Source organism: Maricaulis sp. (assembly GCF_034670125.1).
Taxonomy (GTDB): Bacteria; Pseudomonadota; Alphaproteobacteria; order Caulobacterales; family Maricaulaceae; genus Maricaulis.
In genome coordinates this window covers 105,947-126,854 of sequence record NZ_JAXMOC010000001.1, presented here as the reverse complement: position 1 = coordinate 126,854, position 20,908 = coordinate 105,947, and the positions used below count along the sequence as shown (strand labels likewise).

Annotated in this window: 18 protein-coding genes; 11 read left to right on the top strand and 7 right to left on the bottom strand. The window is 63.5% G+C overall.

What is annotated here, in order from left to right; all coding sequences use genetic code 11:
* Positions 1–11 precede the first annotated feature (11 nt).
* From VOI18_RS00435 to gabT, 11 genes are all read left to right on the top strand, one after another.
* Complete coding sequence (locus tag VOI18_RS00435) at positions 12–1,217, top strand: hypothetical protein (protein ID WP_323760454.1); 1,206 nt, start codon at positions 12–14, stop codon at positions 1,215–1,217.
* Positions 1,218–1,243: 26 nt separating this feature from the next.
* Positions 1,244–1,933 (top strand): carbonic anhydrase, encoded by a 690-nt coding sequence (locus VOI18_RS00430; protein WP_323760453.1) that lies wholly within the window; start codon positions 1,244–1,246, stop codon positions 1,931–1,933.
* Between the two features lie 232 nt (positions 1,934–2,165).
* Positions 2,166–2,831, top strand: coding sequence for a GntR family transcriptional regulator (locus VOI18_RS00425; RefSeq protein ID WP_323760452.1), 666 nt, complete (start codon positions 2,166–2,168; stop codon positions 2,829–2,831).
* Between the two features lie 123 nt (positions 2,832–2,954).
* On the top strand, positions 2,955–4,736 hold the full coding sequence (locus VOI18_RS00420; RefSeq protein ID WP_323760451.1) for a PLP-dependent aminotransferase family protein: 1,782 nt from the start codon (positions 2,955–2,957) through the stop codon (positions 4,734–4,736).
* Between the two features lie 165 nt (positions 4,737–4,901).
* Positions 4,902–5,825: a carbon-nitrogen hydrolase family protein gene (locus tag VOI18_RS00415; RefSeq protein WP_323760450.1), complete on the top strand. Its 924-nt coding sequence runs from the start codon at positions 4,902–4,904 to the stop codon at positions 5,823–5,825.
* Positions 5,826–5,906: 81 nt separating this feature from the next.
* Positions 5,907–8,267: a TonB-dependent receptor gene (locus tag VOI18_RS00410; protein ID WP_323760449.1), complete on the top strand. Its 2,361-nt coding sequence runs from the start codon at positions 5,907–5,909 to the stop codon at positions 8,265–8,267.
* 59 nt (positions 8,268–8,326) lie between these two features.
* Entirely contained in the window at positions 8,327–9,928 is a 1,602-nt protein-coding gene (locus VOI18_RS00405; RefSeq protein WP_323760448.1) for a tetratricopeptide repeat-containing sulfotransferase family protein, read from the top strand.
* Entirely contained in the window at positions 9,925–12,054 is a 2,130-nt protein-coding gene (locus tag VOI18_RS00400) for a serine hydrolase domain-containing protein (RefSeq protein ID WP_323760447.1), read from the top strand. Before VOI18_RS00405 ends, VOI18_RS00400 begins: the two co-directional genes overlap by 4 nt.
* Positions 12,051–13,256: a hypothetical protein gene (locus tag VOI18_RS00395; protein WP_323760446.1), complete on the top strand. Its 1,206-nt coding sequence runs from the start codon at positions 12,051–12,053 to the stop codon at positions 13,254–13,256. Before VOI18_RS00400 ends, VOI18_RS00395 begins: the two co-directional genes overlap by 4 nt.
* 68 nt (positions 13,257–13,324) lie before the next feature.
* On the top strand, positions 13,325–14,782 hold the full coding sequence (locus VOI18_RS00390; RefSeq protein ID WP_323760445.1) for an NAD-dependent succinate-semialdehyde dehydrogenase: 1,458 nt from the start codon (positions 13,325–13,327) through the stop codon (positions 14,780–14,782).
* Positions 14,783–14,801: 19 nt separating this feature from the next.
* Positions 14,802–16,073: a 4-aminobutyrate--2-oxoglutarate transaminase gene (gabT, locus tag VOI18_RS00385; protein WP_323760444.1), complete on the top strand. Its 1,272-nt coding sequence runs from the start codon at positions 14,802–14,804 to the stop codon at positions 16,071–16,073.
* Between the two features lie 70 nt (positions 16,074–16,143).
* On the opposite strand, the gene VOI18_RS00380 is transcribed toward gabT, so the two are convergent.
* Genes VOI18_RS00380 through moaA form a run of 7 tightly spaced genes read right to left on the bottom strand, consistent with a single transcriptional unit; the run spans position 16,144 to position 20,831 of the window.
* Positions 16,144–16,902 carry a sulfite exporter TauE/SafE family protein gene (locus tag VOI18_RS00380; protein ID WP_323760443.1) on the bottom strand — a complete coding sequence of 253 codons (759 nt, stop codon included), beginning with the start codon at positions 16,900–16,902 and terminating at the stop codon, positions 16,144–16,146.
* On the bottom strand, positions 16,899–18,089 hold the full coding sequence (gene glp, locus VOI18_RS00375) for a gephyrin-like molybdotransferase Glp (RefSeq protein WP_323760442.1): 1,191 nt from the start codon (positions 18,087–18,089) through the stop codon (positions 16,899–16,901). Before glp ends, VOI18_RS00380 begins: the two co-directional genes overlap by 4 nt.
* Complete coding sequence (gene moaC, locus VOI18_RS00370; protein ID WP_323760441.1) at positions 18,086–18,577, bottom strand: cyclic pyranopterin monophosphate synthase MoaC; 492 nt, start codon at positions 18,575–18,577, stop codon at positions 18,086–18,088. Before moaC ends, glp begins: the two co-directional genes overlap by 4 nt.
* A 1-nt stretch (position 18,578) precedes the next feature.
* Positions 18,579–19,094, bottom strand: coding sequence for a molybdenum cofactor biosynthesis protein B (gene moaB, locus VOI18_RS00365; protein ID WP_323760440.1), 516 nt, complete (start codon positions 19,092–19,094; stop codon positions 18,579–18,581).
* The gene (locus VOI18_RS00360; protein WP_323760439.1) at positions 19,091–19,546 is read right to left on the bottom strand and encodes a molybdenum cofactor biosynthesis protein MoaE; all 456 of its coding nucleotides are present in this window, start codon (positions 19,544–19,546) and stop codon (positions 19,091–19,093) included. The genes moaB and VOI18_RS00360 overlap by 4 nt, the downstream gene beginning before the upstream one ends.
* A 2-nt stretch (positions 19,547–19,548) precedes the next feature.
* Positions 19,549–19,806: a MoaD/ThiS family protein gene (locus VOI18_RS00355; protein ID WP_323760438.1), complete on the bottom strand. Its 258-nt coding sequence runs from the start codon at positions 19,804–19,806 to the stop codon at positions 19,549–19,551.
* A 5-nt stretch (positions 19,807–19,811) separates the two neighbouring features.
* Positions 19,812–20,831, bottom strand: a complete 1,020-nt coding sequence (gene moaA, locus VOI18_RS00350) for a GTP 3',8-cyclase MoaA (protein WP_323760437.1) — start codon at positions 20,829–20,831, stop codon at positions 19,812–19,814.
* Between the last annotated feature and the right edge of the window lie 77 nt (positions 20,832–20,908).

Sequence of the window (20,908 nt, the reverse complement as noted above, 5' to 3'; positions counted from 1 at the left end):
GGAAGTTGATCATGACCATGACACTTAAATCCGCACTTTTGCTGGGATGCGTTTGCGGGCTGTTTGCCAACACTGGTGCTGCTCTCGCACAGGCCGAGCCGGATATCCTGTTCAATGCCAGGCTGCGTTATGAACAGGTCGACCAGGATGGGTTCGCCGACGAAGCCAGCGCCCTCACGCTGCGCACACGTCTTGGCGTCGACAGTGGCGATGTCGGCGGATTTCGCTTCCTGATCGAGGCGGAAAACGTGCTTCACCTTGTCGACGACTTCAATTCGACAACCAACGGCCTTGCGGGCTTTCCGGTCGTCGCCGATCCGGAGGAAACCGAGCTCAACCGATTGCAGGTCAGCTTCAATGGTGTGTCGGACACGGTCGCCGTGCTCGGGCGTCAACGGGTGATCCTGGGAGATGCCCGCCATGTCGGCAATGTCGGCTTCCGGCAGAACGAGCAGACGTTTGACGCCTTCAGGTTGACCTGGACAGGCCACGAAGGCCTGTCGCTCAACTACCTCTACCTGGATCGGGTCCACCGTATCTTCGGGGATGATCACCCGGCCGGCGAATGGGATCTCGATGCCCATCTTTTCAATGTCGACTACGCGGGCAGCATCGGTACGGTCAGTGGCTTTGCGCATCTGGTCGACAATCAGGATGTGGCGGCACTTTCCGCGGCGACGTATGGGGTGCGCTGGAGTGGTCAACATGCGACCGCCAATGGTGCCGACCTTGCCTGGTTTGCCGAGTATGCCCGGCAGAGCGAGCATGGTGACAATCCGGCGAGCTTTGATCTGGACATGTTCAGGGCTCAGGCGAGCGTGGCGGCCAATGGCTTGAACGGTGCCATCGGCATCGAGCACCTTGATGGCAATGGGTCACGGGGATTCGCGACGCCGCTCGCCACCTTGCATGCCTATCAGGGCTGGGCGGATGTCTTCCTGGCGACCCCGGCGAACGGTATGCGCGACCTCTATGTCCGTGCCGGCTGGACCGCTGCGCAACCGCCCATCGGCGAGGGCCTGTCAGCGATGGTCGTCTTCCACGACTTTGAAGCCCTCAATGGCGGCGGAGACCTTGGCTCCGAGCTTGATGCCGTGGTGACGGCGCGGCTCAGTGCCCACTATTCCCTCCAACTCAAGGGCGCATTCTACAATGGTCCGACCGGCGGACCTGCGGACCGCAACAAGGTCTGGTTGGCCTTCACCGTGAATTACTAGGGGCGAGTGGGCAAACGGAGATCGCCATGATCGAAGATCTGCTGCACAACAACACGACTTGGGCGGCGCGCAAGACCGAGGATGATCCTGACTTTTTCCGCCGATTGTCGGCGCAACAGCATCCGGATTATCTCTGGGTTGGTTGCTCTGACAGTCGGGTGCCGGCCAATGACATTGTCGGGCTGGATCCCGGCGAGTTGTTTGTCCATCGCAATATCGCCAACCTCGCGCCCGCTCAGGACACCAATTTCCTGTCGGTGTTGCAATACGCTGTCGAGACGCTGCAGGTCCGGCACATCATCGTGTGCGGCCACTATGGGTGTGGCGGTGTCGCAGCGGCCGTGTCGGGCGAGCGTCACGGCTTGATTGACCACTGGCTGCAGCCGATCCGGGACACGTCGGATGAGCTCGCCAGCCACCTCTTGCGAATACGGGATCCCGAAAAACGCCTGGACGCGCTTTGCGAAGGGAATGTCGCGATGCAGGTGCGGTCAATTGCGAGCAATCCGATCATCGCCGACGCCTGGGGGCGCGGACAGAAAGTTGCCATTCATGGCTGGATATATTCGATAAAGAACGGACTGGTCCGCGATCTGGGCGTGACTGTCAGGGGAGTGGGTGACGTCTCGCGCCATTTCCCCAACCGACTTTCGGTTTGGCTGGGAACCGGCGCATCGAAAGAGCTCCAGACTTGTTGTCAGGCAGCGCCCATCTGACGTGGAAAAGGGGGCCGGCAGTCCAAGCCGGCCGAGGCGCGGGCCCTGTGTGTTCGACGGCATTCCGGTCCCATCCCGACCAGTCCGGACCCGGCCCAGGTCATTGTGCCACCGGAAATTTTCCCGTGTCGGGCGGGTCGCGCACGATTTTGGCGGCAAGCCTGTTTGCCACGCGCTTGGAAGCTGCGGTATTTGATATACGATCACAGCCTTGCCAGCCCCCGGAACCCCGATGGAAACCACCCATTTTGAGGTTCGGACCCTGTCCGACCGCATTCTCGAGATTGTTCGGGAGAAAATCGTTTCCGGTGCTTTCGGATTGAATGAACCGATCCGCCAGGATGCCCTGGCAAGGGAGTTTCGGGTCAGCAAAATTCCGCTGCGCGAGGCCTTGGCGCGTCTGGAACAGGACGGTCTGGTGGTGTCCCACCCCAATCGCGGCTTCTTTGTTCGGCCCATGACCTATGCCGAAGCCGAAGAAGTGTTCGCGCTGCGACTGCAGATCGAGCCCGAGGCTGCCGCTGCCGCCTGTCTCAAGGCAACCGACCAGGATCGCGCTCGGGCGACTGACGCCCTCGACAAGTTCGATACGGAAGCCAAGGCGCACAAGCCAACAGTCGGCATGCTCAACCGGCGTTTCCACATGGCGCTGATCGCGCCGGCCGGGCGGCCACTGACCGAAAGTGTCATCGCCCGCCTCAACGTGATGTCTGACCGCTATGTCCGAAAACACCTGGAGCCGACCCGTCGCCCCGCCAGGGCGGAACAGGAGCACCATGAAATTCTCAAGGCCTGGCTGGCTCGCGATGACGGGGCCGTCCGGGCGCTGGTTGCTCGGCATTTGCAGCACACCCTGTCCGACCTTTTGAAAGAACTGAACGACGCAGACACAGGTTGACGCTCAGCCTGGGGCGACTGATAGCGTGTCGGGGTCGTTCAAGCGCCCGGTGAACCCAACTTGGTCCAGCACTCGAAATCTCTCGCGCCGCTCTTTCGCCTTGACCGGACGAGTCCGCTTTCAATGCAGGAGCAGATCAGGCGACGGGTCATCGAGGCGATTTATGCGGAGGTGTTTCCGGCGGGCTCGCGGTTGCCGTCGTCGCGCCGGCTCTCGAAGGAGCTGGGTGTTTCGCGCAACACCGTGTTCCTCGCCTATCAGCAGCTGATATCGGAGGGGCATCTGGAGACCCGGGAGCGGTCGGGCCTCTACGTGCCGCAAACCGCTGCAGTCCGGCGACTGGCCTCACCGGCCCTGCCCGGAAGCGAGACCGTGACGGATGGCACCGAAGTGGTTTCCCGTTTCCTGGAACCGGAACTGGCTCCGAACTCAGCCTACAAGTGCCCGCCGGACTGGCAGCGATATCGCTACCCCTTCATCGAAGGGCGTTATGACCGGTCATTGTTTCCGGTCACCGAATGGCGCGAGGCCAGTCGTCTGGCGCTCGCCGTTTCCGAGGTCGAAGACTGGTCGCTCGACAATGGCGAAGTGGATGACACGGCGCTGATCGAGGAGATCCGGACCAAGCTCCTGCCGCGGCGGGGCATCACCGCGCGACCGGACGAGCTGCTGATAACCGTCGGAGAGCAGCAGGCCTTGTTTCTCGCGCTACAGGTTCTTGTCGGCAAGAAGAGCCGGGTCGCGGTTGAGGAACCCGGGCTGCCGGAGTTGCGAGCCCTGCTTGCCCTGCGTCGTGCCAAGGTGACGCATCAGCCGGTCGATGACTCCGGCATCATTGTCGACGGGCGGTTGCGCGATCGCGACCTCGTCTGCGTCTCGGCAAGCCGACAACGTCCGACGGGTGTCACGCTTTCGCTTGAACGGCGTCAAGCGCTGATGGCGATGGCCGAACGCGAAGACTTTCTCGTCCTGGAGGATGATTTCGAGTGCGAGATGAACTATCTCGGCGACGCGATGCCGGCCTTGCGCAGCCTGGAGAACGGTCACCGGGTCGTCTATGTGGCGTCCCTGTCCAAGGTTCTCGCGCCTGGCGTCCGGCTTGGATACATGGTCGCCGCGCCCGAGATCATTGCCGCGGCACGTCGACTGCGCGACCTGACGACGCGGCGGCCATCCCCGAACAATCAGCGGGCGGCGGCTTTCTTCCTGTCGCTGGGACATTACGATGCCATGATGCGGCGGCTGACCCAGGTCTGTGCGGAACGTCTGATCGCACTTCGTGACGCCCTGAACCACTATCGCCCGCTCGCCATTGCCGTTGCACCGGTCGAGGGCGGGACCTCGTACTGGGTTCGAGGGCCGGACGGCCTGGACGCCAGCGAAGTGATCCGGGCCGCCGAGGCGCGGGGCATTCTTATCGAGCCCGCTGACCATTGGTTCGCTGACGACAATGGCCCGGGCAACATGTTCCGGCTCGGCGTGACATCGTTGCCCGCCGCGTCGATCCGCGCCGGCATTGCCGAGCTGTCGCAGGCCATGCGGGATCTCGATGATCGCAAGACCGGACGGTCCGAGCCGACGCCCGTGGCTGGCAAGGCGCTTCTGGCGCGATTGTCCGGCGCGACCTTGCTGTACAAGACTGTCTATGGCGACCCTTGTACCATTGAGTTGCACGCCGATGGGCGCATGTCGGGACAGGCCGGCTTTGCCGGCGAAGACCGGGATGTCGGTCGCTGGTGGGTGGAAGGTGGCCAATGGTATCGTCAGTGGCGGAGCTGGGCGTTCGGAGAGGTGCTCGGATTTGCGGTCGCGTTTGAGGGCGACCAGTTGCACTGGCTGGATCAGAATGGACATGTGGTGGACTCCGCAGTCTTGGCTCCCGCCGCTGACAACGCAGCACAGTGATGATGGTCCGTCCGTCTCATCTGGCCCTATGGCTGAGCGGCAGGCGAGAAAACTGGCCCCATAAGGCGCGATGATCTGGTTCTAAGCGCCATGTCCCAGCCCTGTCATGCTTTCCCAACAATGCGGCTGATCTTGTTGTGAGGGCCGTGCGCGGGGAGCATCAGAATGTCGTCACTTGGAATTGCGGCGCTTCAACTGGCAGCGGACAAGAGCGACAATCTCGAACTTGTCGAGCGCGAGACCCGGGCGATCGCCAAGCGGTTTCCCTGGGTCGATCTGGTCGTGGTCGGCGAGCTTGCCGTTCACGGCGCCAGTCTGGACAAGGCCGAACCGGCCGGTGGCGAGACCGAGGTCCGACTCAAGGCTCTGGCCGCGGAAACGGGGCTGTGGCTGGTTCCCGGTTCGCTGTATGAGCGGCGTGACGGCGCGATCTACAATACAACACCGGTCATCAATCCTGCCGGCGAGATGGTCGCTCGCTACGACAAGATGTTTCCATTCCTCCCCTACGAGGCAGGCGTGGCAGCCGGACGTGATCCGGTGGTCTTCGACATTCCGGGCATTGGCCGGGTCGGCGTCGCCATTTGCTACGACATGTGGTTCCCGGAAGTCATCCGGACCCTGGTTGGCCTGGGCGCCGAAGTCATACTCCTGCCGACGATGACCAACACGATTGATCGCGATGTCGAGCTGGCCATCGCCCGTTCGAATGCGGCCATCAACCAATGCATCTTCGTCGATGTGAACCTGGCGGGCGATCTCGGCGTCGGGCGCTCGGCCATCTATGGGCCGGGCGGGGATGTGATCTACGAGGCGGGCGCGGGCCGTGAGGTGATCGCGCTCGACCTGGACCTGTCGACGGTGGCCCGCATGCGAGAGCGCGGCTGGAACGGGCTGGGCCAGGTTCTGAAGAGTTTTCGTGACAGCGAAGTCGAGTTCCCGCTTCACGCCGATGTCAAGGCGAGACGGGCAAGCATGCCGGGGCTGGGGGCTCTGGAAATGCCGCATCGCCAGGGGGGCGATGCGGCGCCGCGATCAACCGTGGACCAAGGCGGCGGTCGCAAACCGAGACTGAAAATATTGGACTGACAATGTCTGGGCCGAGAGGTCGTATCAAGCAGGGGCCGGGAATACCGGAGGAGTATCATGGGCGAATTCACGAAGCATAGCATGAGCCGAAAGGTTCTGTCGGCAGCCCTCATGGGCGGTACTGCCCTGGCAGGGCTGAGCCTGGGGGGCGTGGCGCTCGGTCAGGATGAAGGCGTTACACGCGATGTCATCACGGTGACGGCAACGCGGCGCGAAGAAACCGTATCCGATGTTCCGTACAACATTTCGGCAATCGGTGGCGAAGCGATCGAGGCCGGGCAAATTCTCGACGAGGCCGAGCTGCTGCGCTCGATCCCGGGTGTAACGGTTGTTGATCGGGGCGCGCGCAATGCCGGGACGCTCAACGCAGCCCGAATTCGCGGTCTTGCTGTGGATGGCAATGGTCTGGGAGACTATGCAACGTCCTCGGTCGCGTCTGTGTCCACCTACATCAATGACACGCCGATCTTTGCCAATTTCGCCCTGCGCGATCTCGAGCGGGTGGAAGTGCTGCGAGGCCCGCAGGGCACTCTCTACGGTTCCGGCTCGCTGGGCGGGACCATCCGCTATATCACACGTGATCCCGAGCTGGGTGAGTTTGGTGGCTACCTGTCCGGATCCGCGTCGCATGTGAACGGCTCCGAGAGCTATGGTTTTGGCATCGATGGCGCTCTGAACATTCCGTTGGGTGAGCGCGCTGCGTTGCGCCTGGTCGGAAGCCTCGGCGACTATCCGGGCATCACCGACTATGTGAACCTCTATGAGCTTGATGCCAGCGGTACGCCGGTCGCGCCGAATGGTGTGCTGGATCCGACCGCGTCCTACCGGTCGCAGGAAGATGCCGATACGTTCGACACCTGGATGGGTCGCGCCACTTTGCTGGTTGAACCCAATGACACGACGTCGATCCGATTGGTTCACGCCCGTCAGTCCGACGAAGTGGGCGGCCGTCGCCAGCAGACCGTTGGCACAGATGGTTTCGGCAATGTCTATGACGATTATGAAAACGGCTCGATCCAGCTGGAGCCGTCCAGCCGCGACATTAATATGACGTCGCTTGAGGCGGAAGTTGATCTCGGTTTCGCAACCCTGACCTCGTCGACCTCCCACTATGACCACAGCGGCGACAGCATCAGTGAGAATACAGGCTTTTATGCGCAGGCCGGTTGGCTCGGTTTCTACTACAATTATCCGCGTCCGATGGCCCAGGCGGTCCGGACCTATGCCGATGAGGCTGTCATCCAGGAATTGCGCCTTGTCACCGATGACGGCGGTGACTTCGACTATGTGGTTGGCGGCTTCTATCGCAGCCAGCAGCGCGAGATGACGCAGCAAAGCTTCCTCGTCGGCTTCAAGGACTGGTGGGATACGCTGCTTCCGCTGGCCGCTGGAGCCGTCACTGGCGATCAGGACTGGGATTATCGCCAGACCGAGCATTTCACCGAAATGTCGGTGTTTGGCGAGCTGACCTGGCACGCCAGTGAAGATGTCGACATCACCTTTGGCGGTCGCTATTTCGACAATGAATCCGAGAATGACAGCTACATGGCGCTGCCGCTGTGGACTGGCCTCTTCCCGGACGTCAACTCGGACTTCGAGACGACTGAAAGCGACGTGTTGTTCAAGTTGAACGGCGCGTGGCGGTTCTCGGATGATGACATGTTGTATGCCACCATTTCCGAGGGCTATCGCCGCGGCGGCGCCAACGCCGTCCCGCTGGCCGGTTTCTATGCCGAAGACCCGCGCTGGCAGGTCTATGGCTCTGACTCGGTCGTCAACTACGAGATCGGCGTAAAAGGTGACCGTGGCAACTTCATCTATGATGTCAGCGTGTTCTACATCGATTGGGCTGATCCGCAGTTCAATACGTCGACCACCAATTGGGGCTTCTTCGCGGTCCAGAATGGCGGCGCCGCGCGGACCTATGGGCTTGAGGCATCACTGGAAGGCTTTGTCGGCAATGATTGGCATTATGCCCTCGGCTACGCCTACATCGACGCCCAGCTGAGCGAGAACTTTCACGCACCTGATCGTCCGGCTCCTGCCGCTCCGATCGCACTCGAGGGTGCCATGCTGCCGGGTACGCCGGAGCACCAGTTCAACTGGTCGCTGGACCACACCGGCCGCTTGGCCGACTGGACCACTTTCACGCGACTGGATGGCTATTATCAGTCGGAAACGCGAAACGCTGTGACAACTTCGCCGACATTCAATGTCCCGCTTGACGGGTTCTCGATCTGGAACCTGACAACGACCTTCTCGCGCGACAATGTCGACCTGTCCTTGTGGATGAAGAACATCACCAACGAGGCCGGGGTCACTGGCGTGTTCACCGAGGCTTATATGGGCACGGCTCCCGCCGACGGGTATTTCGGCAATGGCAACAAGGAAATGATCGCCCTGCCGCGCACTGTCGGTGCAACCGTTCGCTTCAGCTTCTGATCGGATAATGTCGGGGCGGTCGCGACTGCGGCCGCCCCGTCAACTTTCTCATGGTCGCCGTGAACACGTCTGCTCCGCCTCAAGCCCAACTCGCCAGTATCGACCGGGCCCTGCGCGCCGGGCGGATCGCACAAGGTCAGGCCATGTCCGAGGCACTGGTCCGGGAATATCCCGGCTTTGCTGAGGGTTGGATCATTCGTGCCCGGGCGCTACAGAAGGCTGGTGACGCCGGGGGCATGCGCGCGGCGCTGAACACGGCGCTTTCGATCGAGCCGTCTTCGCCGCTGGCGCGGTTGATGATGGTCGAGGCTGATGTCCATCTCGGAGACATCAAGCAGGCCAGAGCCGGCTTGCTCGCCATGGAAGACGAGGCCGCCGGGAATGCCAATTGGCTGGGGCGGCTGGCGGAAGCCTTCGCGCAATGCGGCCAGCATGCGGACGCCGCCCGGTGCGCACGCGCTGCTGTCGCGTTGTCGCCGGACGAGCCGGCCCACCGCTACAATCTCGCCACCCATCTCGTAGCTGTCGGTGAGCTTGAGGCGGCGGAGGCAGCCTTTGATGACGTGATCGCCCGCGCGCCGCACGACTATGATGCCTACTACAATCGCGCGACGCTGCGTCGACAGACCGCCGATCGAAATCACGTTGATGAGCTGCAACGAATGGTGCGGGCTCCCCACCGCTCGCCGATGGGCCCGGTGGCCTTGCATTACGCCCTGGCCAAGGAGCTGGAGGATCTCGGAGACTACAAGGCGAGCTTCGATGCCCTGACCGTAGGGGCCGGGCACAGGCGGGGTCTCATGCGCTACGACGTGTCGGGCGACGTCGACACCATGGCGCAAATCGCGTCGGCCTTTGACAGGACCTATTTTGACCGAGTGGGTCGGCGCGGGGACGGTATTGGCAAAGCCTGTAAAGGTGAAGGTGAAGTTGAAGGTGGGGACGGTCCGGTGTTCGTGCTCGGCCTGCCGCGTAGCGGGACGACACTGATTGACCGAATACTCAGCGCCCATTCCGAAGTGGAAAGCCTTGGCGAACTGAACGACTTCGCGCTTGGACTGACGACACTTTGCCGGGCCGATGGCGGCAAGTCAGGGCTGATCAAGGCCGCCTCGGGGCTCGATCCGTCCATGCTTGGGCAAGCCTATTGCAAGCGCGCAGGTGAAAGGGCGGCTGGTTCCCGCTTCTTCATCGACAAGGCGCCGGCGAACTTTCTTTATATCGGACTGATCGCGGCCGCGCTGCCGGCCGCGCGCATCATTCACCTTCAGCGTGACCCGATGGACAATGCGTACTCTCTCTACAAGGCCCTGTTCCGCATGGGATATCCTTATTCCTACGACTTTGCCGATCTGGCTGCTTACATGCGGGCCAAGGATGCTCTCATGGCGCACTGGCGGGACGTTCTGCCGGGGCGCATCATTGATGTGCAATACGAGGATGTCGTCACGGACCAGGATGGTCAGACCCGGCGACTGCTCGAGGCCGTCGGACTTGAGTTTGAGCAGGCGTGTCTTGCCTTTCACCGCAATCCGACGCCGTCGGCCACGCACAGTGCTGCACAGGTCCGTCAGCCGCTCTATTCCAGTTCTGTTGGTCTGTGGCACCGGTATGAGGCGCAACTCCAACCGCTGGCCGCGATGCTCGGGGTGACGCCATGAGGACCGTCCTCGCCGGCCTGTCGTCGCTGTTGCTGGCCGGATTCGCGCAGGCACAGGGCCCGCTTGTCGAGGATTTCGAGGCAGGCCTGGGTGCCGATTGGCGGGGGTCGGCAGGACGGGGAGACATCCAGCTGACGGAATATGCCGGCAATCACGCCCTGAGGCTGCGCCGGAATGCCTGGGCCGCTCGCGTCGTCGCGCTGGATGGTCGTGGCGACGTGCGGATCTCGGTGAGTTTCGCGGCGCTTGACCTGGAAGGTGAGGATGCCTGCCTGCTCGAAGCGTCGGACAATGGCGAGGACTGGCAGGAGCTGGGTCGGATTGGCCCCGGCCAGGATGATGGTCTGACCCTGCACAGGGTCGGTGGGGCTCTCATCGCTCCACCTGTCCGAGACTGGATCGCCGTACGCCTGCGGGCCGCGGGCAATACTCTCAATGACACCTGCTGGGCCGACAATCTCCGGGTAGACGCCCGGGCTGGCGATATTGATCTGGGCACGCGGATACCCGCGGGTGACGCGCCGTTGCGACAGCCACTGTCCAGCGAGGCCTTTTCCCCGCCGGCTGATGCCCGGTCGCTGCAAACGCCGGTGTCGGGTCGACTGTCCATTCAGCCCTTGGACGCCGTCGATGGCTTGCGGGTTCATCGCGATGAATTCGGCTACGGGTCCGAGGCGGGGATTTTCTCGCTGCCGCAGCTTGAAATTTCGGTGGTCGGCGATGGCGATATGCTGATCCCCGTGGCACGTGGCCCGCAGGCGGCCGAGCATCCGCATTGGGAGTGGATCGTCGAGCCGGGTCGGGTGTGGCAGATGCCGGATGGTCAGCTTCGGGCGGTCATGCCGGTTGCCCTGCAGGAGCGCAATGCCAACTGCATCCATACCGGCTGGCTGGGATTCGATCCCGCCCACGGAGCCCATGTCCAGCGAGCCGCCCTGGTGATGGGGGCCGAGACTTGCGCCTATTTCCAGTTCGACCTGTGGACCCGCCTGACGGTCAGTTTTGAGCCGGAACAGCACCCATCCGCCGACCGTGTTCGGGAGCGTTTTCAGGCCGAACGTGCCAATCGGTCTGTCCGGCATCCGATCGAGGCCCTTCAGGAACGTTTCACCGGGGCAGACATTGCGGCATTCGGCTCGCCGCTTGAGGTTTCGCCTGACGCGATGACCGTTTTTGGACTGCTGGCCGGTGACGCGCTGTTCGCGGGGGGATGTCAAACCCGCTTCGGGCCTGACCCTTATTGCGAGAGCCTGCCCCTGCCATCCTATTCGCTCGCCAAATCAATGGTGGCGTCTGTGGCCCTGATGCGTTTGGAACGGCTGTATCCCGGCGCCCGGTCGGCCCACATTGCTGATTACGTACCGGCCTGTTCCGCGGCGCGGTGGAGCGGTGTCACGTTCGAGCACGCCCTGGACATGGCCACCGGCCTCTATTCTTCATCCGACTACAATCGCGATGAGGACGATCCGTCGCTGTGGACATTCATGTCACAGACCACTCACGCTGACCGGATCGAGGCGGCTTGCAGCCTGCATCCGCGCCGGACCGACCCGGGTGAAGACTGGGTCTACCACACAACCGACACCTATGTGCTTGGTGCCGCCATGCAGGCGTTCTGGCGAGAGCAAACCGGCCGGGCCGACTCCGATTTCTACAACGACCTGCTGGTGCCGATCTGGCACGAAATCGGGCTGTCGCCGCTCGCAGACCGGACCCGCCGGACCTATGACGCAGAACAGCAACCGGTAGCGGGCTGGGGGCTGACCCTGCACTTCGATGACGTGGTGCGTCTGGCCGCCTATCTCCTTGGGCCGCGCGCGCCGGATACGCTGGATCCGGGCATGCTGGACGCGGCGTTGCAGCGCGATCCGGAGGATCGCGGACTTCCCGCCGGTGGAGAGACCCAACGCTATCAGAACGGGTTCTGGGCCTGGAATGCCGGCCCGGCGCTGGGGTGCGGGCGGGATGCCTGGATCCCGGCAATGTCGGGGTATGGCGGGATCACCGTCGCCCTGATCCCGAACGGCCATGTCTACGCCTATGCCAGCGATGGCCGACAGTTCGCCTGGCGGCGTGCCGCTGCACAATCCAATGCCCTGGAACCCTTCTGTGAGGTCAGACCATGACACCTGATGCCCCCAAGTCGCGCCCTCTAGGTGCCCTGCCCACGGCGGCGCCGGATGGATTGATCGCGGCGGTCATGCTGGCCTTTCTCGCCACGGCGGGCCTGTTCTATGTGAACATAATGGCCGCCATCGTTGACGGGCTCGTCACCGGCCTTGGTTTCACGGACAGCCAGGCCGGTCAGATCGGATCCGCCAATATCTACGGCGCCGCGGCGGGCGCGCTGGCGGCGGTCTTCCTGATCAAGGCTCTGCCCTGGCGGCGCACGGCGCTGGTCTGTCTGGTGGTACTGATTGCGGTCGATATCAGCTCGATCTGGATTCCAAGTTTCGATGTGCTGTTACCGGTCCGCCTGGCCCACGGTGTGGTCGGCGGCGTACTGACCGGCACCGCGTTTGCGGTCATTGCCAGGACGGCCAATCCTGATCGTAGCTTTGGCATGCTGCTGTTTGTTCAGTTCGGGCTGGGAGGTCTGGCGGTCATGGTCCTGCCGCCGCTGGCACCGGTTTACGGCACACAGGCCCTGTTCATTGCGCTGGCCCTGTTCAGCTTTGCGACGCTCTTGATGCTGCCTTTCCTCGCCACTTATCCCGCGCGCGATACGGCCGCTGCAGAGGGGACCGGCATACAATGGCCGCCGCTGCTGCTCACCTATGCCGCCATATTCCTCTTTCAGGCCGCCAATATGGGCCTGCTTGCCTACATCATCCGGCTGGGCATCGATTTCGGTCTCGACCGAAATTATGTGTCGACGGCTTTGGGACTGGCGACCTGGGTGGCCTTGCTCGGGCCATTGCTCGTCATGATCTGTGGATTGCGGTTTGGCCGGTTCTGGCTTCTGGGTGCTTCCATGATGCTGACCTTTGCCGGTACGGCCATGTTCCAATGGAGCGGCGATCCGGTCGCCTATCTGGTCGCCAATTGCGGCACCGGCATCACCTGGGGCTTTGTCATTGCCTACCTGTTTGGCATGTCGGCGGAGTTTGACAGCGCCGGACGCGCGTCGGCCTTCGCAGGTTTCATTTCGAAAATGGGTCTCGCGTCGGGGCCCATGATTGCAGGGGCAATCCTGGGCGCGGGCGCTGGTTTTGGCGTGCTTATCTGGGTCGCCATCGCAGGACTTGGCGCGAGCCTGGTCTTCATGCTCTGGCCGGCCCGGGTGCTGGACGGGCGGCGTCACGCAACTGGCGCGACCGAGACCTGAAAACTGGCCCTACCGCTCCTGCATGGCATCGGCCAATCTGGCCCCATCGCAATGTGTGGGGTAACCAAATGCTGGATGTGATGCCGACTGTTCCAACGCAAGCGTTGATCGGTGGCGAGTGGCTGAATGCCGAGTCCGGCCGTCGCTTTGATGTCCGGGACCCGGCCACTGGCAATGTGATCGCGTCGGTCTCCGATTGTGGCGAAGTTGAAACCCTCGCCGCAATCGCGGCCGCTGACGCGGCTTTGGCCGCCTGGTCTGCCGAGCCGGCTTCCGGCCGGGCGAGGATTCTGCGCCGCTGGGCGGACCAGATGATCGAACGGGCGGACGAACTGGCGTGGACCCTGACACGTGAGAACGGCAAGCCGCTGGCAGAAGCCCGAGGCGAAGTGCTCTACGGTGCGTCCTACCTGCATTGGTTTTCCGAGGAAGCCACGCGGGTATATGGCGATGTGATCCCGGCTCCGGGGTCGGACAGGCGCATCATCGTGACCAAGTCGCCGGTTGGCGTTTGCGCCGCCATCACGCCGTGGAATTTCCCCAATGCCATGTTGATCAGAAAGGCGGCCGCCGCGCTGGCGGCCGGTTGTACCCTGGTCGCCAAGCCGGCAGCGGAAACACCCCTGTCAGCATTGCTGGCGGCCCGGATCGGCATGGAGGCCGGATTGCCGGCGGGCGTTTTCAATGTCGTGCCTGGAACCGATGCGGCCGAGATCGGCAGGGTACTCACCTCCAGCGATATCGTGCGCAAGCTGTCGTTCACCGGGTCTACCGGGGTCGGTCGAAAGCTGATCGCACAGTGCGCGCCGACGGTGAAACGGCTGTCGATGGAGCTGGGCGGCAATGCGCCCTTCATCGTGTTCGACGATGCCGATCTGGACGCGGCGCTGGACGGCCTCATGGCGTCGAAGTTCCGCAATGCCGGCCAGACCTGTGTCTGTGCCAACCGGGTCTATGTCCAGGACGGCGTGATCGGCGAGTTCGCCGAGCGGCTCGCAAAACGTGTCGCGACATTGAATGTCGGGCCGGGGGACCGGAGCGGGACCGAAATCGGTCCTCTGATCAGTGAGGCTGCCTTCGCCAAGGTTGAGCGCATGGTCTCTGACGCGCTGGCGCGGGGCGGGCGTGTGCTGACCGGCGGCGCCAAACACCCGGCGGGTGAACTCTTCTACCAGCCAACCGTGATCGATGGTGTCACCGCGGATATGGATGTGATGCGCGACGAAATATTTGGACCGGTTGCGCCGGTGGCGGGATTTGCTACCGAAGCCGAGGCCATCCAGATGGCGAATGAAACCGAGTACGGACTTGCCGCCTACGTCTATACGCGTGATCTGGGCCGGGCCTGGCGGGTCGGTGACGCGCTGGCCCATGGCATGGTCGGGATCAATGAAGGGGTCCTGTCCTCGCCCGCCGCCCCGTTCGGTGGCGTGAAACAATCCGGCTTCGGGCGCGAAGGCTCGCGCTACGGCCTCGATGACTATCTTGACGTCAAATACATGCTGATGGGAGGCCTGTCGGCGTAGGCCGGCGGGAGGACATGTAATGGAAAACGCAACACTCTGGTCCCGGCGGGAATCCGCCATTCCTCGCGGCCTTGGCATGATGCACCAAGTCTTCGCTGCACGCGCCGAGAACGCTGAAATCTGGGACGTAGAGGGCCGTCGCTTTCTGGATTTCGCGGCGGGCATAGCGGTAACGAACACCGGTCACAATCATCCTGCCGTCAAGGCAGCGGTACTGGCCCAGCTCGACAACTTCTCGCATGTTTGTGCGCAGGTGACGCCGTATGAAAGTTATGTCCGTCTGGCCGAGCGACTCAATGCAGCCGCTCCGGGAACCACTCCGAAAAAGACCATCTTCCTGACCACCGGCGCCGAGGCCGTTGAAAATGCGATCAAGATTGCCCGCGCCGCGACCGGACGCCCAGGCATCATCGCTTTTGGCGGTGGATTTCATGGGCGGACCATGATGGGCATGGCTCTGACCGGAAAAGTGGCACCCTACAAGACCGGATTCGGACCCTTTCCGGGCGATATCCACCACGTCCCATTCCCGGCACCCTATCTGGGCATATCCGAAGCAGAGTCCCTGCTGGCGCTGGAGCGCCTGTTCAAGGTCGATATTGATGCGTCCAGGGTTGCGGCCATGATCATCGAGCCCGTACAGGGCGAGGGCGGATTCTATGCCGCCTCCCCGGCGTTCATGCGGGCGCTTCGAGATATCTGTGATCAAAATGGAATGTTGCTGATCGTAGACGAGATCCAGTCCGGATTCGCCCGGACCGGCGCCATGTTCGCGACCGACCACGCCGGTATCGAGCCCGACCTGATGACCGTGGCCAAGGCGATGGCCGGCGGGTTTCCGATCTCGGGCGTGATCGGCAAGGCGGATATCATGGACGCCGCCAATCCCGGTGGTCTCGGCGGTACCTATGGGGGCTCGCCGCTGGGCTGTGCCGCCGGGCTGGCCGTGCTGGATACCATCGAGGCTGAAGGGCTATGCGAGCGCGCCAATGAAATCGGTGACCGGATCGTCCGTCGCTGCGAAGCCATCCGGCAGGCCGACAAGGGCCTGGGTGATGTGCGCACGGTTGGCGCGATGAGTGCCGTTGAGTTCGTCATCGACGGCGACGCAACCCGGCCGGACCCGGCCCGGACAGCCCGGATTGTCGGTGAGGCTCGCCGGAACGGATTGCTCCTGCTCTCGTGCGGGGTGCGCGGCAATGTGGTGCGCTTCCTGCCACCACTGACCATCCCGTTTGGGCAACTTGAGGAGGGGCTGGCGATTTTCGAAGCCGCGACCAAGTCCGCGTAGCGGGTTGGTTGCGTCAGCTGCACGGGAGGACGTGGCGCACTAACACCACGTGTCGTGGCCACCAAGGCTGTCAGCCCGCGGTGGCGCGCCACAACAATCGGAGGGCAACAGCGAAAACGAGAGCCGCGGTCAGTCTGACCAGCCAGGTGTCGGACGCACGCGTCCGTCCGAACCAAGCCCCGATCTGACCGCCGATCAGGACAGCCGGTAGCAGTGGCCAGTAGGCTGTGAGTTGCGCCAGATCGCCACTCGAGACAATGCGTTGCGCCTGTCCGGCGAGGCCTGCCAGGGAATTGGCGAGAATGAAGGTGGCGGCCGAGGCGGCGATGGCCTTGGCGCCGTCCCAGCGGAGCAGATACAGAAGCGGCGCCAGAAAAATGCCGCCGCCTATGCCGACCAGTCCGGCCAGGAGACCGATGCCGCCGCCCAGCGCCGGCGTCAGCCCACGCATCAAACGGGGCGGGCTGGCTGCGGGGTCGGGCCGGCGGACAATCAGCGCGAGGGCGGATGCCAGGAGCGCCAGACCCAGCAGTGTGACGAACAGGCGTTCCGGAATGTCGAGCATCCCGCCCAGCCAGGCTGCCGGGACGGAACAGGCGATCAGCGGCCAGAGTCGCTGCCAGGGGATCAGTCGGGCCCGCGCATACTGGACGACAGATCCGCCAACGACCGTGATGTTGCAGGCCAGAGATATCGCCGGAAGTATCCGGTAGTCCGTGTCCGCCAGAACCAGGAGCGCTGTGTAGGTCGACCCGCCCCCGAAGCCGACCATGGCATAGGCCATCGCGGTCAGTGCGAACGCGCCGGCGAGGCCCGCCAGCATCGTCATGGATGATCGAGCAGAAGTATTTGGGTGCGGTCGCCGCGACCGGCGGCCGGCGCGTTCGCCAGTCGCCGGATAAGGCAGTTCGAGGCGACCAGGGCGGACGCGGCCGAGGAGTCCTGGTTGGTCAGCGGGGCAACCCGTCCCGAGGCGGTGTCCAGCCGGGCCCGGACGAATGTCTCACGCGCGCCATTGGCCGGCAACTCCACGCCAAGGCGAGCGGGCGCAAACAGGGATTCGTCCTGCCCCCCCAAGAGGCAGGTGAGGGCGGTCTTCAGGCACAGTCGCGCCATAACCATCGCTGACACCGGATTGCCTGGCAGGCCGAGCGTGAATGTGTCACCCAATTGGCCGAACCAGGTTGGTTTGCCAGGTTTCACCGCGATTTTTTCGAATGCCAGCTGTCCACCCATTTCGCCGAACACCGCACGGAGATGATCGTGATCCCCGACAGAGGCCCCACCAATTGTCACGAGCAGGTCGGCCGATCCAAGCCGGCCGAGCTTGTCGCGTACATCAGCCGGATCATCGCGCGCAATCCCCAGATAGACCGGATCGCCACCCCAGCTGCTGGCCATGGCGGCGATCGCGGGCGCCAGCGAATTGATGATCTGGTCGGGGCGGGTGGCATCGCCCGGCTCGACCAGCTCGTCCCCGGTCGACAGGATCGCGACCCTTGGGCGTCGGGTGACACTGAAATCGGTCGCGCCGGAGCTGGCGGCCAGTGACAGCGCAGCCGGCGTGATCCGGTCTCCGGCGGTCAGCAACACGGCTCCGGCCGTGAAATCGGTCCCCGCCACCCGGATATTCTTGCCGGGCTTGGTAACGTCGGTGAGCCAGACTTCATTGCCGAGCACCCGGGTGTTTTCCTGGATCACCACTTGATCAGCGCCGGCGGGGACCGGCGCGCCGGTGGAGATACGCATCGCTTCGCCGGCGTGGAGGGCGCGGCTGCTGGCATGACCGGCCGCCGCTTCTCCGGACAGGGTCAAGCGCGTCTCGCCGCCGCAAAGGTCGGATGCGCGCACCGCGTACCCATCCATCGCGGAGGCGTCGAAAGGCGGTTGGGTCCGGTGTGCGGTGACATTCTCCGCCAGCGTCCGTCCGGCGCCTGATGCCAGCGGAACAGTTTCGGCATCCAGCGGCCTCAGCCGGGCCCGCAGGATATCGAGAGCGGTGTCCAGGCTGATCATCCCGATGGCTCCGCGCGTTGGTAGTCGCCGGACTTTCCACCTTGCTTCTCGAGCAGTCTTACGGCGTCGATCACCATCGACTTGTCGAGGGCCTTGGCCATGTCATACAGCGTCAATGCCGCCACAGAGGCGGCGGTCAGTGCCTCCATTTCAACTCCGGTCTTGCCGTCACAGGTCACATCGGCACGGATTTCGAACGCGCAGTCATCCGGGGAGGCTTCGATGCTGACCTTGACCGATGTCAGGGGCAGCGGATGGCAGAGCGGAATCAGATCCGATGTCCGCTTGGCGGCCATGATCCCGGCCAACTCGGCCGCGTAAAGCGCATTGCCTTTCGGACCCTGGCCATTGCGAACCGCGTCAAACGCGGCCGGGGACATGGACAGGCGACTGGCGGCAACTGCGCGTCTTCTGCTCGCGGCTTTGTCGCCGATGGCGACCATCCGTACCCGGCCGGATCCGTCCTGGTGGGTGAGGCGTTCAGTCATCTCAGCGTTCCGTGAGGCGCGGCAGGAGATCGATGAGATTGCACGGTCGATGGGCTTCGTCGAACTCGTCGCGCAGAATGTGATTCCAGGCATCCTTGCATCCCCCGGACGACCCGGGAATCGCGAAGACGTAGGTCCCGTTCGATATTCCGGCGACGGCGCGGGACTGGATGGTCGAGACGCCGACCGATTTGAAGCTGATCTGGTGATAAACGGCCGCGAATCCGTCCATCTCCTTGTCGAACAGGGGGCGGAGCGCTTCCGGCGTGACATCCCGGCCGGTCAGCCCCGTGCCACCGGTCGCAATGATGGCCTGGATGGCGGGGTCGACGATCCAGTCACGCGCCTTCTCGCGGATCGATGTCACATCATCGGCGATGATGGCGTGGTCGATAACGGCATGGCCGGCGGCCATGATCTGCTCACGCAGCCAGGGGCCGGTCTTGTCGGTCCGGCTGTCGCGCGTGTCGGAGACGGTCATGACAGCGAAGCCGATGGTTACGGGGGTCTGCGTCAAGAGTTGGTCTCCATCCATTGGTCTGAGGCGGTATGGTCGGCTGTGGTGGGCTCGATCCAGTCGGACTTGGTGCCACGCCATTCGCGTTTCCAGAAGGGGGCCTGGGTTTTCAATACGTCAATTGTGTAGCTGACTGCATCGAGCGCGGCGCGCCGGTGGGCGGCGCCGGCGCTGATGTAGACGATCATCTCGCCGACCGCCATGCGGCCATGCCGATGCGCAATCACCAGTGTCTGCAGGCCGAACTGGGCCATCGCATGTTCGCCAATCTGCTCGAGGGCGCGTTCGGTCAGTACCGGATGGTGAATCAGCTCAAGTGCCGTCAGGCCGTCATTGGCACGGACATGGCCGGCAAAGCTGGCGACAGCTCCGCAAGCGGGATCGTGGCCGCCAGCCGGGACCAAGGCGTTCGGGTCGAGCGTATCGCCTGTGAGCAAAACAATGGGTTTCACGATCAACCTCCGGAGAAGGGAGACATGAAGGCGATTCGGTCGCCATTGTTGAGTTTGAGCGGGGCGTTGGGCTTTATCATCCGGTCGTTGAGTGCGAGGCGGACATGGCAGGCGCGCAGGGCGTCGCTGCCCTGATGTGTTGCGGCGATGAGGTCGATCAGCTGGTCGACGGTGTGGGGCGCGTGCTCGGCCTGGATGCGGACGGCCCGGCTGCCCATCTGGTCCTGCAGCGGACCGAAGAATTCGAGTTCGAGCTGCATCGCGGTCAGCCTCCGGTTGTTGCCATGTCGCGCGGCACGGCGGCCTGTGCGCCGCGGGACACGTCGAAGTCATGACCGTGGGCCTTTTGCCGCATGGCCGTGTCGAGCATGGCGTCGAGCGCATCCGGTCCGCCGCTGCGCAGGGCCTCGCGCAGGTCGACGGCGCCGTTGCGACCCAGACACATGTAGAGCTTGCCGGTGCAGGTCAGCCGGACGCGGTTGCAGGTGTCACAGAAGTTTCCGGTCAGGGGTGAGATGAAGCCGAGCCGTCCGCCGGTCTGCCCGACCCGGACATAGCGGGCCGGGCCGCCGGTATTGTCGGGCAGGTCGGTGAGCGTCCACCGCGTCTCGAAGGTCTCGCGAAGCCGGGCCAGGGACAGGAACTGGTCGGCCCGGTCGACCCCGACCTCGCCGATCGGCATCACCTCGATCAGGGTGACGTCATGACCTTCACCATGTGCCCATTCGATCAGCGCGGGGAGTTGCCGGTCATTGACGCCCTGCATGGCGACCGCGTTGAGCTTGACCTTGAGGCCGGCGTCCTTGGCGGCCCGGATGCCGGCCAGTGTCTGTTCCAGCCGGCCGCCGCGGGTGAGGGTGGAGAAGGTCTGCGGATCAAGCGTGTCCAGGGAGATGTTGACCCGCCGGATGCCGGCATCGGCCAGGGCCGGGGCATAGCGTGGCAACTGGGTCGCATTGGTGGTCAGGCAGAGCTCTTCCAGCCCGGACCTGCCGATGCGGGCGCCAAGCGTGTCGATCAGGCTCAAGATGTCCTTGCGGACCAGGGGTTCCCCGCCGGTCAGGCGGATCTTGGTCACACCGCGGGCGATGAAGCTGTCGCACACCGACGTCAGCTCCTCGAGCGACAACAGGTCCGCCTTGGGCAGGAAGGTCGGCTTGGCCTTCATGCAGTAGACACACCGCAGGTCGCAGCGATCGGTGACCGACAGGCGCAGATAGGTGATCTGCCGGCCGAACGTATCGACGAGCGGCGCGCGCTGGAAGGTCATGTCGGGCCGGTCCATCCGGGCCTCCTGGTCACTCTGGCTTGACAATTATCATGCCGTGACGCCGCCGCAAGTGACGTCTCGTCGCATGTCAG